The organism is Bradyrhizobium sp., assembly GCF_035652035.1.
Lineage (GTDB): Bacteria > Pseudomonadota > Alphaproteobacteria > Rhizobiales > Xanthobacteraceae > Bradyrhizobium.
Map to the genome: position 1 here is coordinate 1 of NZ_DASREO010000095.1, position 14,570 is coordinate 14,570.

Here is a 14,570-nt window from a genome sequence, read left to right on the forward strand (position 1 = left end):
CGGCGGCCAGGAATCGATGAGCATGGCCCCGCATGCGCAGTATCTGCGCGGTGGCGTCAAGATGGGTAACGTCGAGTTCGTCGATACCATGATCAAGGACGGGCTCTGGGATGCCTTCAACGGCTACCACATGGGCAACACCGCCGAGAACGTGGCCAAGCAGTATCAGATCACCCGCGCCCAGCAGGATGAGTTCGCGGTGTCCTCGCAGAACAAGGCCGAAGCCGCCCAGAAGTCCGGCCGGTTCAAGGAGGAGATCGTTCCGGTGACGATCAAGACCCGCAAGGGCGACGTCATCGTCGACAAGGATGAATACCCGCGTCACGGTGCCACACTGGATGCCATGGGCAAACTGCGTCCGGCCTTCGAGAAAGACGGCACCGTCACGGCCGGCAATGCCTCCGGCATCAATGACGGCGCCGCTGCCGTCGTGCTGATGACGGCCAAGCTGGCGGCCAAGGAAGGCAGGACGCCGATCGCCCGCATCGTGTCGTGGGCGCATGCCGGCGTCGACCCCAAGATCATGGGCACCGGTCCCATTCCCGCCTCGCGCGCCGCGCTGAAGAAGGCCGGCTGGAACATTGCGGACCTCGACCTGATCGAGGCCAATGAAGCCTTCGCGGCGCAGGCCTGCGCGGTCAACAAGGACCTGGGCTGGGATACCAGCAAGGTCAACGTCAATGGCGGCGCGATTGCAATCGGCCATCCCGTTGGCGCATCCGGCGCGCGCGTGCTGGTGACGTTGCTGCACGAAATGCAGAAGCGCGATGCCAAGAAGGGCCTCGCCACGCTCTGCATTGGCGGCGGCATGGGTATCGCGATGTGCGTGGAGCGGAATTAAAAGCGTTTTCAAGCGAAGTGGGCACCGGTTCGCGTGAAGAAAACGCGTCAAAACAAAAAATAGACGCGCCCGGTGCGCGACGAAATCCGGGCGCGTGCAGCGCACGCGTCTAAAAAAGGTTCAGCCGTTGCCGCAAATATTTCCTTCGCAACCGCAAAGGACTCACCTATTGGAAACGCCCGGCTCACGCCGGGCGTTTTGTTCTTGATGTTAGTCAATCGGCTCGCATAATTCGAAGCTACTACAAAAAATATTCTTCAGAAGACCAAGGGAGGTTCCGACATGGCACGTGTTGCATTGGTGACGGGGGGAACGCGAGGTATCGGTGCGTCGATCAGCAAGGCCTTGAAGGCGGCCGGTTACAAGGTTGCCGCCAGCTACGCCGGCAACGATGCGGCCGCAGAGAAGTTCAAGGCCGAGAGCGGTATCCCCGTTTACAAGTGGGACGTCAGTTCGTTCGAAGCCTGTGCCGCCGGAGTGAAGCAGGTCGAAGCAGATCTCGGTCCGGTCGATGTGCTCGTCAACAATGCCGGCATCACCAAGGACGGTGCCTTCCACAAGATGACGCTCGAGCAATGGAATGCCGTCATCAACACCAATCTCGGCTCGCTGTTCAACATGACGCGCCAGGTGATCGAGGGCATGCGCGCGCGCAAGTTCGGCCGCGTCATCAACATCTCCTCGATCAACGGCCAGAAGGGCCAGTTCGGTCAGGTCAATTATTCGGCCGCGAAGGCCGGCGATATCGGCTTCACCAAGGCGCTCGCGCTCGAGAACGCCAAGGGCGGCGTCACCGTCAATGCGATCTGCCCGGGCTATATCAACACCGAAATGGTGCAGGCGGTGCCGAAGGAGGTTCTTGAAAAGAGCATCCTGCCGCTGATCCCGATCAACCGTTTGGGCGAGCCGGATGAGATCGCGCGCGCGGTGGTCTTTCTCGCTGCCGATGAGGCCGGCGCCATCACCGGCTCGACGCTGTCGATCAACGGCGGGCAGTATATGGTGTGATTGCGCTGTCGTTGTGTAGCAGCGCCGGATGATGCAAGTGATTCGTCATGCCCGGCCTTGTGCCGGGCATCCACGTCTTTGAGATTTGGGATCCAAGAAAGACGTGGATGGCCGGGTCAAGCCCGGCCATGACGGAGAAATAGTGCTGCAATGACCTCCCGCACCGCGACCCTGATCGGCCTCTCCGCAATCCTGATGTGGTCGCTGCTCGCCGCCCTGACGGTGGGAAGCGGAAAAATTCCGGCCTTTCAATTGGCCGCGATCACCTTTGCGATCGGCGGGCTCGTGGGCCTTGCCACCTTCATTGGCCGGCCCGAGGCGATCTCCGCGTTGTGGCAGCCGCCAAAGGTCTGGGCCGTCGGCGTCGGCGGATTGTTCGGCTATCACGCGCTCTATTTTCTCGCGCTGCGCTTTGCGCCACCGGCCGAAGCCGGACTTCTGAATTACCTGTGGCCACTGTTGATCGTTCTGTTTTCTTCGTTTCTGCCCGGCGAGCGATTGGCGCCCCATCACGTCGTCGGCGCGCTGGCGGGGCTTGCCGGCACGGTGGTGCTGATCGCGGGAAATGGCCTCTCAGGATTCGCGCCCGGGCAGTTGCCAGGCTTGCTCGCGGCATTCATCGCGGCGTTCGTCTGGGCGACTTATTCTGTCATGTCGCGGCGGTTCAAGGCCGTGCCGACTGATGCGGTTGCCGGCTTTTGCCTCGTCACCGCGCTGCTCGCCGCCATCATGCATCTGCTGCTTGAGCAAACGGTGTGGCCGGAGACGACGGGACAATGGCTTGCGGTCATTGCGCTTGGCGTTGGTCCCGTGGGTGCGGCGTTCTACACCTGGGACATCGGCATGAAGCGCGGCGACATCCGCGTGCTGGGCGCGGCGTCCTATGCGACGCCGTTGCTGTCGACCGCGTTTCTGATTCTCGCAGGTTTTGCCAAGGCCAGCGCCAACATCGCAATCGCGGCCGTGCTGATCGCCGGCGGCGGACTGATTGCGGCGCGCGACATGTTTCGCAAGCGATGAAGCTATTCCGGCTTCCAGCCTTTTGGCGCCAGCTCAAATTTCGCGAATTCGAATCCCGGCGCGACCGTGCAGCTGACCAGCGTCCAGTCACCAGCGCTTTCAGCCGCTTGCCAGGCGTGTGCCGGAACGATCGCTTGAGGGATTTCACCGGCAGCGATATCCGGCCCAAGCCTGATGTTGCATATGCCGTCATCGTCGGCGATCTGCAGTGTCAGCGCATCGCCTGCATGGTAGTGCCAGATTTCCACCGCATCGATCCGGTGCCAGTGCGAGCGTTCGCCGCGGCCGAGCAGGAAATAGATCGCGGTGGAGCGCGAACGGCCGTTCGCGTCGACGTTCGAATCGCGAAACGTCTCGCGATAGTGGCCGCCTTCAGGATGCGGCTTGAGGTCAAGCTGCGCGATCATGTCGGCAGCGGAAGGCCGCGCCGTCATGGTCAGGATTTGTTCTTGCGTTCGCGTAATTCGCCAAACACCTCAGCCGGGCTGCGATCCCTCATCCGCACGCCGGCGGCGACAGAGGGCTCGTCCGCGCGAAGGAAGACGTTGGCCTTTTTTTCCTCAGCCAGCAGCGTCGGGATCGTCGGCTTGTTCTCACTTCGCAGGCGCTTCACTTCTTCTGCGCGCGCCTTCAGGACCGGATTGTCCGGCTCGATCGTCAAGGCGAATTTGATGTTGGAGGCGGTATATTCATGACCGCAATAAAGTCTGAAGTCGTCGGGAAGCGCGCGCAGCTTGAGCAAGGAGTCCCACATCATTGGATAGGTGCCTTCGAACACCCGTCCGCAACCGATCGAGAACAGCGTGTCGGCGGCGAACAGCGCCTTTTCGTTATCGAAGACGTAAGCGACATGATCGAGCGTGTGGCCCGGCGTTTCCAGCACCCGCGCGAGCAGGCTGCCGATCTTCAGAACGTCGCCCTGCTTGGTGCGAAGATCGACATTGGCGATCTTGGTGGACTTGTCATGGGGCGCGACGACGCGGCAGTTGTATTTCTGCTTGAGTTCGGCGACGCCGCCGACATGGTCATGGTGGTGATGGGTGATGAGAATGTCGGTGAGCTGCCAGCCATCGCGCTCCAGCGCGGCGATGACGGGCGCGGCTTCCGGGGCGTCGATCGAGGCGGTCGCCTTGGTCGCTGGATCGTGAATCAGGTAGCCGAAATTATCGGACAGGCAGGGGAACAGGCGAATTTCGGCGGCCATGATAACTCCGTGTCGTTCTGGAAAATGCTTCCCTTAAGCATGAAATAGGGCGTTAACGCCGAATGAGCAATGCGCGATTGGCCGCTTAATTCGTGATAGATTGCACGCCATGTCGATCGACGTCATCGATTTGAGAGATTTTTATTCGCAGCGCCTCGGCATCGTGGCGCGGCGATTGATCAATCGCGGCATTCACGCCCGCTGGCCGGAAGCCGAAGGCCAGCGCGTGCTCGGCATCGGCTATCCCACGCCCTATCTCGGCCTGTTTCGCGACAAGTCCGAGCGCTGCATCGCCTTCATGCCGGCGGCGCAAGGCGTGTTGAAATGGCCGACGGCGCGGCCGACGCTGGCTGCTTTGGTTGACGAATTCTCGCTGCCGCTGCCGGATTCCGCGGTCGACCGCATCCTCCTGGTTCACGCGCTCGAGATGTGTGACGACCCCGAAGGACTGCTCCGCGAGGTGTGGCGGGTGCTCGCGCCTTCGGGGCGGATGATGGCCGTCATTCCGAACCGGCGAGGGGTGTGGACCCGCACCGACAACACGCCGTTCGGTCACGGCCGGCCGTATTCGCGCTCGCAGATCACGCAGCTGTTGCGGCAGACATGGTTCACGCCGATCGGTTGGGGCGAGGCCCTGTTCGTGCCGCCGGTCGGCGCCAGCTGGTTTCTGCGTTCGGCAATGGTTTGGGAGCGGATCGGCGCCGCGATATCGGTGCCGTTTGCCGGCGTCCATATCGTGGAAGCAACCAAACAGGTTTACCGCGCGATCCCCGCGCATCGCGAGCGCGCGCGGCTGATACCGGCTTTGCCGCCGGTATTGGTGCCGTCGTCGTTCCAGCGCGATGAGAAATAGACGCCGCTGACGACCGCGCGAGAAAGCCGGCAGACTAGCTATTCGTTGCCCGAATTGAAGTCGTCGCTCGGCGCAGCCGGCGCGGCGGCCACGCCCTCGGGGCGCGGACCATGCGGGCGGCGTCGACGGCGCGGGAAGCGCTCGCGTTCGCCGCCGCCACCATTGCCTTCGAAACCGCCGTGACCGCCATTGATCTGCGGCTGCGGTCCGGTGATGAAGGAAGGCAGGCGGTCGACGCCGCCATTGTCCGGCATCGAAGGTTGCGGCTGCTGATACTGCGGCTGGTTGCGCTGATCGCGGTGTTCACGCGGCTGGTGCTGCTGCTCGCGCGGCTGATAGGATTGCTGATGGTCGCGCTGGCCGTTGTCGCGCTCGCGCGGCTGATAAGGCTGCTGTTGCTGCGGCACAAATCCCGGCTCCTGACCGAAGCTGGAAAAGCCCTCATCCTCCTCGCCATCTTCCGAAATCATGTCGGCATCGGGCCGCGGCTGTTGCTGCGGCTGATTCTGGCGGAGCTGCTCCTGGGCCGCGGCAATCAGGCGGAAGTAATGCTCGGCATGTTGATAGTAATTTTCCGCAGCGACCGGATCGCCGGAGGAGCGCGCATCACGCGCCAGCTGTACGTATTTTTCAGCAACGTGAGATGCAGTGCCACGGATTTTGATATCCGGTCCGTTGGATTCGAACACCCGGGTCATCGGGTTTTGGCCACGCCGGTTATTATTGTTGTTGTTATTGTTCCGGTTACGCATCCGCTTGTTGTTTTGACCGTTTCTCATGTCGTGCCTTTGATCCAGCCCTGAAATTGCCCTGCTTTGAAACTCCTCGACCCTAACGTTTAACGGGCCTCGGAGTGCCGTTTCGCTTCTTCCACGTTACGCACTGCTTGATTCAGCTCGCGCGATTCTCTCGCGTGCCTGATCGAGGCAGCCGCTTATCTCCACACAGATTTGCTGTACGTCGCAGCCAACAAAGACGCGTTCCCCACCAGCCCGGCGCGCTTCGCCGGCCGCATCAAATCATTCCGCCTGCCAAAACAAGCACTGGTTTCGAGCGTGATTTTTCAAGCGCAATAACAGGCTTTCGTTCGCTTTGCGGTCGCAAGCTGCGCAGCTTACCAAAGCCATCGCGCTCAGAATGACCTGCGTTTTGGAACCTTTTCACCCGGGGCGGGCTCTCGCTTTGAGAACTCTGGCCTCAATCCGTATCCGTCTACGGGGCCAGTAACCCTGGACTGATGTTGAGCGGAACGTAGTCGCTCCGGGGGACTTTTCCAAGAGCTTTTTTGCATTCCAATCAGGCTTTATCGGGACAGTTTCCGGCCCGCAACAGCCCTCGGGATACCCGCCAGATCGGCTTTTGGCGGCCTCTCCGACGTTAACCCTGATGCCGCCATCATCTCTAAAATAGGGCCGCTTTGGCCGTATCCGGCCTCTACGATCAGTGCCCCTCCAGGCGCAAGCAGGCGTGCTGCCTCCGGAATAATGGCACGGTAGGCCGTGAAGCCATCGGCACCCCCATCCAGTGCGGCGAGCGGGTCATATGCGCGCACCTCGCGGTCCAGTTCCGCGATGTCAGCCGAGCGGATGTAAGGAGGGTTCGACACGATCAAGTCGAACGCTCCCGACAGGGCCGCCATGTAGTTGCAGGCGACAAACGCGGCCCGCGGAGCGAAGCCGAGGCGGCCGGCATTGAGGCGTGCAGTTTGCAACGCCATCGAACTGATGTCGGTGCCGATGCCGGTCGCCTCGCGCCATTCCGAGAGCAGCGCAAGCAAAATGGCGCCCGAGCCGGTGCCGATATCGACGATACGCCGCGGCTCGCCGCCTTGTTCGCCGCGCCATATGTCGAGCGCGAGTTCGACGACCGTTTCGGTGTCAGGCCGTGGCACCAGCGTCGCCGAAGAAAGCCGCAAGGGCAGGCCCCAGAATTCCTTGACGCCAAGGATGTGGGCAACCGGCTCGCCTTCAAGGCGTCGCTGCGTGAATTCTTCGAGGCGCTGCGCTTCCTCGGCGTTGAGCCTGCGGCCCGCTGCGGCGATCAGGCCGGTGAAATCCAGCTCAAGGGCTTCACCGACCAGCAAGCGGGCGTCGAGTTCGGCCGACGCAACGCCGCCCGAATTCAGGGCAGACGTCAACGTTCGCCGCGCCTCTTCGACAGTCCTGCCAGTAAATCGATCGACCACGTGCGTCCCGAAATTGGGCTGAGGCATATGATCGTTGTTAGCCGATACCGGATGCAGCGTCGATATTGCTTAGACGCCGAGATACCGTTGCAGAACATCAGGCTGGGACTTGATCTCCTGCGCCGGCCCCTCGTGAACGATGTGACCATTGTTGATGATGTAGATGCGCTCGGCGAGGGCCAGCGTCGCGGCCAGATTCTGTTCGACCAGCACAATGGTCTGGCCGGCGGCAGCCAGGTTGCGGCACGCGGCCATGAGGTCGCGCACGATGACCGGCGCCAGCCCTTCGAATGGCTCATCAAGCAAAATGATTTTTGGATCGCGGACCAGCGCGCGCGCAATCGCAAGCATCTGTTGCTCTCCGCCGGACAAGTCCGTGCCGCGGTTGCCGCGGCGTTGCTTCAGGCGCGGGAACATCTCGTAGATGCGATCGAGCGGCCAGCGTTTTGCGGCGGTGTAGCCTGCGAGAACGAGATTCTCTTCGACGCTCAGGCTGCCGAAGATGCGGCGTTCCTCATGGACAAGCTGCATGCCGGCCTGTGCGATCTTGTGGCTCTTGCGGCCCGCCACGTCGATGCCGTCAAACACGATCGATCCGGCTCTGGGAGTGACGACTCCCATCAGGCTTTTCAGCGTCGTGCTTTTTCCGGCGCCGTTGCGGCCGAGCAGCGCCACGACCTCGTTGCGCTCGACCCGCATCGAGACGTCAAAGAGGATATGAGAATCCCCGTAATAGCTGTTCAGGCCGTTGACTTCGAGCAAGCTCATGCGGCGAGCACTCCATTCACGCCGCCCAGATAAGCCTCCTGGACGGTCGTGTTGTTCTTGATCTCCTGTGGCGTTCCCTCGACCAGGACGCGGCCCTCCTGCAACACCGTCACGCGCTCGGCGAGTTCGAACAACGCGTCCATGTCATGGTCGATGATGATCATGGTGCGGCCCTGGCTGATCGATTTGAGCAGCTTCACCGTTTCCACGCGCTCTCGCGGGCTCATGCCGGCGAGCGGTTCGTCGAGCAGCAGCAGGCTCGGGGAGGTGGCAAGCGCGAGCCCGATTTCGAGCCGGCGCTTTTCGCCATATGCGAGCTCCGACACTGGCGTATCCGGCCGCGATGCCAGATTGACCAGTTCAAGCGTGTGTTCCACACGCTCGGAAAGTCCGGGGATGTTCTGGATGCGCCGGAACAGATCGAGGCGGAATTTGCCGCGCAGCGCCGAAAGCGCCGCGATGTTGAGATTCTCGCGAACGGTGAGGCCGGTGAACAACTGGTTGACCTGATAGCTCTTGGTCAGGCCGAGCTGGCACACGTCGGTTACGTTCATTCCCGTGATGTTGCGGCCTTCGAATGTGATGGTGCCGGAGGTCGGTGGCACCTCGCAAGTCAGCATCTTGAAGAAGGTCGATTTCCCCGCGCCATTGGGGCCGATTATGCCGCGGAGTTCACCGTGGTTGACCGTGAAGTCGATATCGCTGTTGGCGAGCAAACCGCCATATCGCTTCGTCAGCCCTTTCGCTTGCAGGATCGGGCCGGCGGCATTTGCATCCCCGCACCGGTTCACTGGCGCGGCTGGCGCTCGCGCAGGGCTCGCGGCGCTGGCGGGCTGTTGGCCGGTGGTCATGCTTGTTGGAGGCTGCGCTTCCTTCGGCTCCGCAGCAGTGCGCTTGCCGGTCGCCAGGTGATAGAGACTTGCGATCCCGCCGATGATGCCGCGACGGAGAAAGCAGACCAGCAACACGAAAACGACGCCCAGTACGAGCTTCCACGCGGCGCCGAGCCCGAGGGCGGCCTGGAGAAAATCTTGCAAGGAGAGCCAGACGGCCGCACCCACCAGTGGGCCGAACAGCGTTCCGCGACCGCCGATCGCGGTCTGCATGACAAGCTGGCCTGATGTGTCGAAGGTAAAAGCATCCGGCGGCATGAAGGCCTGCAAGACACCGAGAAGTCCGCCGGCGAATCCGGCATAGGCCGCGGCGATCACGAAGGCCGTGAGTTTATAGCCATGGATGTTATGGCCGACCGCGCTCGCGCGCAGCGGATTGTCGCGGATGGCGCTAAGGACGGCGCCGACTGGCGAACGCACGATGCGCAACGCGATGACGATGCCGATGAAGTAGCAGAACGCCAGGAACGGATAGAGCGACCAGCCAGTCGTGAAATTAAGCGTCGTGAAACCGAGGTGGATGCTCGGCGTCGGCACCCCCGGCAATCCGTTCTCGCCGCCGGTCCAGTCCGCCAGCGGATTGAACTCGACGAAGAAGAACACCTCGGCAATCGCAACCGTGATCATCGCGAAATAGATGCCGGTGCGCCGCAACGCGATCAGGCCGACGAGGTAACCCACAGCGGCCGCGGCGATCATGCCAATGATGAGCGCCAGCACGACATAGGGAAATCCGGCCCGGGTCAGGAGATAAGCGGCGACAAATCCACCGGTGCCGTAGAACGCGGACTGACCGAACGACAACAATCCGGTGAAGCCGAACAGAATGTCGAAGCCGAGGCCGAAAAGGCCCCAGACCAGAATTCGGTTGACCGTGTTGGGCGCCAGGCCGAGCAGCGGCAGCAGGAATGGCGCAGCGATCAGGCCCGCCGCCGTCAGGGCCTCGATCAGGAAGGGTCGCTGCTTCAGCATGACAAATGCGCTTTCATTCGCGGCCTTGAGTACCGAGCAGGCCGTGCGGCCGGAGCACCAGCACGAGCGTCATGGCCGCAAACAACATGACGTAGGCGTAGCTCGGGTTGAACATGGAGGTGATGCTGATGATCTCGCCGGCGATCAGGCCACCGAGGATGGCGCCGGGAAACGAGCCGACGCCGCCGATCACCACCACGACGAACGTCTCGACCAGGATGTCGTCGCCGACGCCTGGCGTCAGCGACACCACGGGCGCGTTGACGATGCCGGCAAAGCCCGCCGCCATGGCGCCGATCCCGAACACGATCATGAAGACGCGGTAGACGTTGATGCCAAGCGAATCGACCATGACCGAATCTTCGATGCCGGCGCGCACGATCATGCCGAGGCGGGTGCGGTAAAGCACGATGAACAGCGCGCCAAGGGCGACCGCAACGATGCCGACGACGGCGAGGCGATAGGTTGGGTAATACATGAAGCCAAGCGAAGTGATGCCCTGCAAGAGCGGCGGCGGAGGCACCATCTGCGACTGGCTGCCGAACAACAGGCGCACGATTTCGACAAAGCAGATGCCGAGACCAAACGTCACCAGCAGTTGGTCTTCGTGCGGGCGCTGATAGAAGTTGCGGATGATGACGCGCTCCATCACCACGCCGAGCACCATCACGAACAGTGAACCGGCAATGACGGCAGCGATGAAAGAATGCGTGTAGCTGAAGGCAACATATCCGGCGTAGCCGCCGATCATGAACATCGCGCCATGCGCGAGGTTGAGAACGCCGAGCGTGCCGTAGATGATTGTGAGTCCCGAGCTGATGAGTGCGAGCAGCGCGCCAAGCGCCAGTCCGTTGAAAAGCTGCGAGACGAAATTTGGCCAGTTGATCATAATATCAAATCCGCGTGCACGCAGATCATTAGACACAAAAATAACGCCGCGGGTAGGGTCGTTCCACCCACGGCGTCCGTTGCAGCTCGAACTTAAGTATAGTCGCCGAGATGACAGCCGAAGGCGTCCGGCTTCTGCATCAATTCGTCACCGGGAACGATCTCGACGATGTCGTAATAGTCTTCCTTGTTCTTCATGTCCTTTTCCATCTTGCCCTTGACGATGATGACAGGGCGGACGCACTGGTGGTCCTCCGCGCGAAAGTGGACGTCGCCGACGAACGAAGGCAGGGTTTCGCCTTTCTCGTAGGTCTTGATGACGTCAGGCGGATAGAAGCTGCCGGCTTCCTCAACCATTCGCGCCCAGTAGGCAAAACTGATGTAGGCGTTCTCGGCGCCCCATTCCGGTTTGTAGCCGTACTTCTTGCTGAACTCGTCGTTGAACATCTTGGCGAGCGGATATTTGTCCTCGACGGTCCACCAATAATCCGTTGCGGCATAAACGCCCTGCATCAGTCCGCCGGTTTCGCGGGCGATAAACGGCACCTGGTACGGCACCACGAGTTTCATCTTGTCCAGCACGCCGAACTGCTTGGCCTGCTGGATCGACAGCACGGCGTCGTGGCCCCAGTTGACGTTCATCAGCACGTCGGCGCCGGAGTTGGCGACGTTGAGCAGATAGGAGGAATAGTCTGGCGCGCCGAGCGGCGACACCTGGTTGGTGACCGTGGTCCAGCCTGCTTCCGCAAGGTGATCCTGCATCGCCTTGGTGACGGTGTGGCCGTAGGTGTAGTCCGGCGTCAGATAGGCAGCCTTCTTGTTTTTCCCGAATTGCTTGACGAGGACCGGCGCGATCGCAGCCGCAGCGGTCTGGCCGAAGAAATTCTGGCGGAAGCCGTAGCGCACGCAATCCTTGCCGGTGGTGTCGTTCGAGCCGGAGATGCCGCACACGAACAGTACTTTTTCGCGCTGCGCCAGCTTGTTCAGCGCCACCGCCACTGCGCTCGAAGTGCCGCCGGTGATCATGATCGCCTTGTTCTCGCTGATGAAGCGCTGTTGCGCCTGCACCGCCTCGTTCGGTTTGGCGGCGGAATCGGCGACGCCGAATTTCAGTTCCTTGCCGAGCACGCCCTTCTTGGTTTTCGGCGAGATCTTTTTGATCAGATCGTGGCCGCTATTGATGTGTTCGATCGCGAGCTGATAGCCCTTGAGCTCGTCCTCGCCCTGCACGGCATAGGTACCGGTGCGGGGAACGGAGATGCCGATGAACACGGAAGAGCCCGACGAGCCCTCAGGATAGGTGCCGATGGCCGCGTGATCTTCGGCATAAACTGGCATGACCATAGAGACCGGCAGCAAGGCGCCGCCTGCGAAGCCAGCGCCGGCCTGCAACAGCGCGCGGCGCGACACGCCCGGTCTCATTCCCTGGCGCAACACTTTGTTAGTCATCGTTCAGTCTCCTCCCAATCTGGGTGATTATTTTTGTCGCACGAAACGGGCCCGATTGCCGGATGCCGGCGATCGGCCCACGCGCCCTGGGCTGCGTAACGCAGCTAGTTGCCGTTAGAATTGCGTTCCCAGCCGTTCTGTCAATGTCACTTTGGTCGAAGGATGTTGCGATAATATCGGTATACGATATATCTCGGTTTTTACCGCTGAAGCGTTCTCCCTATACAAGCGCGCTCATGACCCGAATTCGGCAGGCCGACAGGCGAGGCAGTGTTTTGCAAGACGAGACTGTGCCTTGCAGTGAGAATGTCTCCGCCTCATCGTCCGGAGCATTGAGCGTTCGTGCAGTCAATGTGCTGAAGGAACTGGCGCCCGAACTGATCGGAGAGAGCCCGCCGAAAGGTCCCTGGGTTCCACCTGAAGAGCTGCTTCGCAAGCTCACCGCCCAGCATCTGGCGACCGCTCGAAATTGCGGGCCACAAACGGCGCGTGAAATCATCGGCTGGGCTCGTGCCAGGGGCGTGTCGATCAGATCGCCGCTCTTCATCGGTAAATCGCTGTCCGAGGTGTGGCACAGCCTGGCGGCGCGCGCCTCCGCCGGAAAACTTACCCGGGCCGAAATCACCGAAGCGCTGGAAAAGTCGATCCGCCGCAAGAGCGCGCGCATTCCGGTCGCCTTCCAGATCATTCTTCTGGAAATATTGAGTTCGACCTACGATCCGCCGCCATTGCCCTGACGCGCGAGCGGGGCGGACTTTTTCTAAAATGAAGCGCCATCGTCGCAAAACGGGATAGTTCCGGCTCTCTCGCCTTGATACCCTCTCGCGGTTGAGCGAAGCAGGGGCGGCGGAATGGTCCAATCCAGGCGGCGGCGTCGGCCGCTAACGCGGTCAGGCATCACCAAGGTCAAGCGCAGCAGCAGAGCGCTCGCGGTCGACTACAAGGCGCTCGCGCAGTTTCGCTATCAGCTGCGTGTGTTCCTCGCTTTCAGCGAGACGGCAGCGGAGCGACAGGGCTTGACGTCGCAGCAGCATCAGGCGCTGCTCGGTATCAAAGGGTTTGTCGAATCGGGCCCCGCGACGGTTGGCGACGTCGCACGGTTTTTGCTGATCCGGCATCATTCGGCCGTCGAACTCATCAAGCGTATGGAGAAGGGTGGGTTGATCAAGCGCGCGCCCGATCCAAAGGACGCAAGGCGCGTGCATCTCAGGTTGACGGCGAAGGGCGAGCAGAAGCTTCAGGCGATCTCCAGAATCAATCTCGGAGAGCTGCGCCGCGCGGCGAGCCCGGCGATGATCCGGCTATTGAAGTCGTCGAACGGTTCCGTGCGGCATTGACCTTTAAGCCGACGCGCCTTGCGCGGCGAGCTGCGCGGCCTGGTGCTCCGTTGTCAGCGCGTCGGTCAACTCGCCGAGCGCTTCGCCCGAGATCACCTGCGGCAGCTTATACAGCGTCAAATTGATGCGGTGGTCGGTGACGCGGCCCTGCGGGAAATTATAGGTGCGGATGCGTTCAGAGCGATCGCCGGAGCCGACCTTCTCCTTGCGATCCGCCGAGCGCGCCGCGTCGATGCGCTGGCGTTCGGCGTCGTAGATGCGTGAGCGCAGGATGTTCATCGCAGAGGCGCGGTTCTTGTGCTGTGAGCGGCTGTCCTGCATCATCACCACGATGCCGGTCGGAATGTGTGTGATGCGGATCGCGGATTCGGTCTTGTTGACGTGCTGACCGCCGGCGCCGCCCGCGCGCATGGTCTCGATCCGCAAGTCTTCGTTCTTGATGTCGACGTCGACGTCCTCGACTTCGGGCAGCACCGCGACCGTCGCGGCCGAGGTATGGATGCGTCCCTGCGTTTCCGTGTCGGGGACGCGCTGCACACGATGCACGCCGGATTCGAACTTCAGCTTGGCAAACGCACCGCGGCCTTGCACCTCGGCGATGATTTCCTTGTAGCCGCCGACGGTGCCTTCGCTCGCCGAGATCACCTCGACCTTCCAGCCCTGCAGGGCCGCGAAGCGCTCGTACATCCGGAACAGATCGCCGGCAAACAGCGAAGCCTCGTCGCCGCCGGTGCCGGCGCGAATTTCCAGCACCACGTTGTGGTCGTCCATGGCGTCCTTTGGCAATAGTGCGACGCGGATCTTCTGCTCCAGGTCGCCGATGCGCGCCAGCAACGTCTCACGTTCGGCTTCCGCCATGGTGCGCATCTCGGGATCGGTCGCCGCGTCCGCGAGCAGGCTCTCGGTGTCGGTAAGCTCGCTGCGCGCGGCGCGATAGGTCTTGACGGCGTCGATCAGCGGATTGAGTTCGGCAAGCTCGCGCGTGATCTGGACATATCGGTCGGAGCCGACCTGACCCAGCAGCTCCGCTTCGAGGGACGCGTGGTGCGCCAGCAGAATATCCAGTTTGGCTTCGGGGAGCATCGACATCGGGAGTCTCGAACAACTTTGCTTTTCAGCGGATAGAGGACAGCAGCGGAGCGAGGATAAAGC

The 14,570-nt window shown here is 61.7% G+C and carries 15 protein-coding genes; 6 read left to right on the forward strand and 9 right to left on the reverse strand.

Translation table 11 applies throughout. From position 1 onward, the window contains the following. The 3 genes from VFB05_RS25365 to VFB05_RS25375 all read left to right on the forward strand — a co-directional run. The coding region (locus tag VFB05_RS25365) for an acetyl-CoA C-acetyltransferase (RefSeq protein WP_325017492.1) at window positions 1–841 on the forward strand (841 nt) is incomplete at its 5' end. Between the two features lie 282 nt (window positions 842–1,123). Further along, complete coding sequence (gene phbB, locus VFB05_RS25370; protein WP_325017494.1) at window positions 1,124–1,849, forward strand: acetoacetyl-CoA reductase; 726 nt, start codon at window positions 1,124–1,126, stop codon at window positions 1,847–1,849. A gap of 150 nt (window positions 1,850–1,999) precedes the next feature. Continuing rightward, a complete protein-coding gene (locus tag VFB05_RS25375; protein ID WP_325017497.1) occupies window positions 2,000–2,869 on the forward strand; it encodes a DMT family transporter in 870 nt (289 codons plus the stop codon). A 2-nt stretch (window positions 2,870–2,871) separates the two neighbouring features. On the opposite strand, the gene VFB05_RS25380 is transcribed toward VFB05_RS25375, so the two are convergent. Together VFB05_RS25380 and gloB are read right to left on the reverse strand one after the other, a co-directional pair. Then, window positions 2,872–3,303: a cupin domain-containing protein gene (locus VFB05_RS25380; RefSeq protein WP_325017499.1), complete on the reverse strand. Its 432-nt coding sequence runs from the start codon at window positions 3,301–3,303 to the stop codon at window positions 2,872–2,874. Between the two features lie 2 nt (window positions 3,304–3,305). After that, the gene (gene gloB / locus VFB05_RS25385) at window positions 3,306–4,073 is read right to left on the reverse strand and encodes a hydroxyacylglutathione hydrolase (RefSeq protein WP_325017501.1); all 768 of its coding nucleotides are present in this window, start codon (window positions 4,071–4,073) and stop codon (window positions 3,306–3,308) included. Between the two features lie 109 nt (window positions 4,074–4,182). Here gloB and VFB05_RS25390 point away from each other — a divergent pair, with 109 nt between their 5' ends. After that, window positions 4,183–4,926 (forward strand): class I SAM-dependent methyltransferase, encoded by a 744-nt coding sequence (locus VFB05_RS25390; protein WP_325017503.1) that lies wholly within the window; start codon window positions 4,183–4,185, stop codon window positions 4,924–4,926. Between the two features lie 38 nt (window positions 4,927–4,964). On the opposite strand, the gene VFB05_RS25395 is transcribed toward VFB05_RS25390, so the two are convergent. The 6 genes from VFB05_RS25395 to VFB05_RS25420 form a co-directional block, all read right to left on the reverse strand. Continuing rightward, on the reverse strand, window positions 4,965–5,705 hold the full coding sequence (locus VFB05_RS25395) for a DUF4167 domain-containing protein (protein ID WP_325017505.1): 741 nt from the start codon (window positions 5,703–5,705) through the stop codon (window positions 4,965–4,967). A gap of 524 nt (window positions 5,706–6,229) precedes the next feature. Next, window positions 6,230–7,138: a peptide chain release factor N(5)-glutamine methyltransferase gene (gene prmC / locus VFB05_RS25400; protein ID WP_325017508.1), complete on the reverse strand. Its 909-nt coding sequence runs from the start codon at window positions 7,136–7,138 to the stop codon at window positions 6,230–6,232. A gap of 42 nt (window positions 7,139–7,180) precedes the next feature. Beyond that, entirely contained in the window at window positions 7,181–7,879 is a 699-nt protein-coding gene (locus tag VFB05_RS25405) for an ABC transporter ATP-binding protein (RefSeq protein ID WP_325017510.1), read from the reverse strand. After that, a complete protein-coding gene (locus VFB05_RS25410) occupies window positions 7,876–9,744 on the reverse strand; it encodes a branched-chain amino acid ABC transporter ATP-binding protein/permease (RefSeq protein WP_325017512.1) in 1,869 nt (622 codons plus the stop codon). The genes VFB05_RS25405 and VFB05_RS25410 overlap by 4 nt, the downstream gene beginning before the upstream one ends. A 13-nt stretch (window positions 9,745–9,757) precedes the next feature. After that, window positions 9,758–10,633: a branched-chain amino acid ABC transporter permease gene (locus VFB05_RS25415; protein ID WP_325017514.1), complete on the reverse strand. Its 876-nt coding sequence runs from the start codon at window positions 10,631–10,633 to the stop codon at window positions 9,758–9,760. A 92-nt stretch (window positions 10,634–10,725) separates the two neighbouring features. Next, window positions 10,726–12,081, reverse strand: a complete 1,356-nt coding sequence (locus VFB05_RS25420) for a substrate-binding protein (RefSeq protein ID WP_325017516.1) — start codon at window positions 12,079–12,081, stop codon at window positions 10,726–10,728. Between the two features lie 62 nt (window positions 12,082–12,143). Here VFB05_RS25420 and VFB05_RS25425 point away from each other — a divergent pair, with 62 nt between their 5' ends. Both VFB05_RS25425 and VFB05_RS25430 read left to right on the forward strand, forming a co-directional pair. After that, the gene (locus VFB05_RS25425) at window positions 12,144–12,818 is read left to right on the forward strand and encodes a hypothetical protein (RefSeq protein ID WP_325017518.1); all 675 of its coding nucleotides are present in this window, start codon (window positions 12,144–12,146) and stop codon (window positions 12,816–12,818) included. Between the two features lie 114 nt (window positions 12,819–12,932). After that, complete coding sequence (locus tag VFB05_RS25430; protein ID WP_325017520.1) at window positions 12,933–13,418, forward strand: MarR family winged helix-turn-helix transcriptional regulator; 486 nt, start codon at window positions 12,933–12,935, stop codon at window positions 13,416–13,418. Between the two features lie 3 nt (window positions 13,419–13,421). Here the strand turns inward: VFB05_RS25430 and prfA are convergent, their stop codons facing one another. Continuing rightward, window positions 13,422–14,507, reverse strand: coding sequence for a peptide chain release factor 1 (gene prfA, locus VFB05_RS25435; protein ID WP_325017522.1), 1,086 nt, complete (start codon window positions 14,505–14,507; stop codon window positions 13,422–13,424). Between the last annotated feature and the right edge of the window lie 63 nt (window positions 14,508–14,570).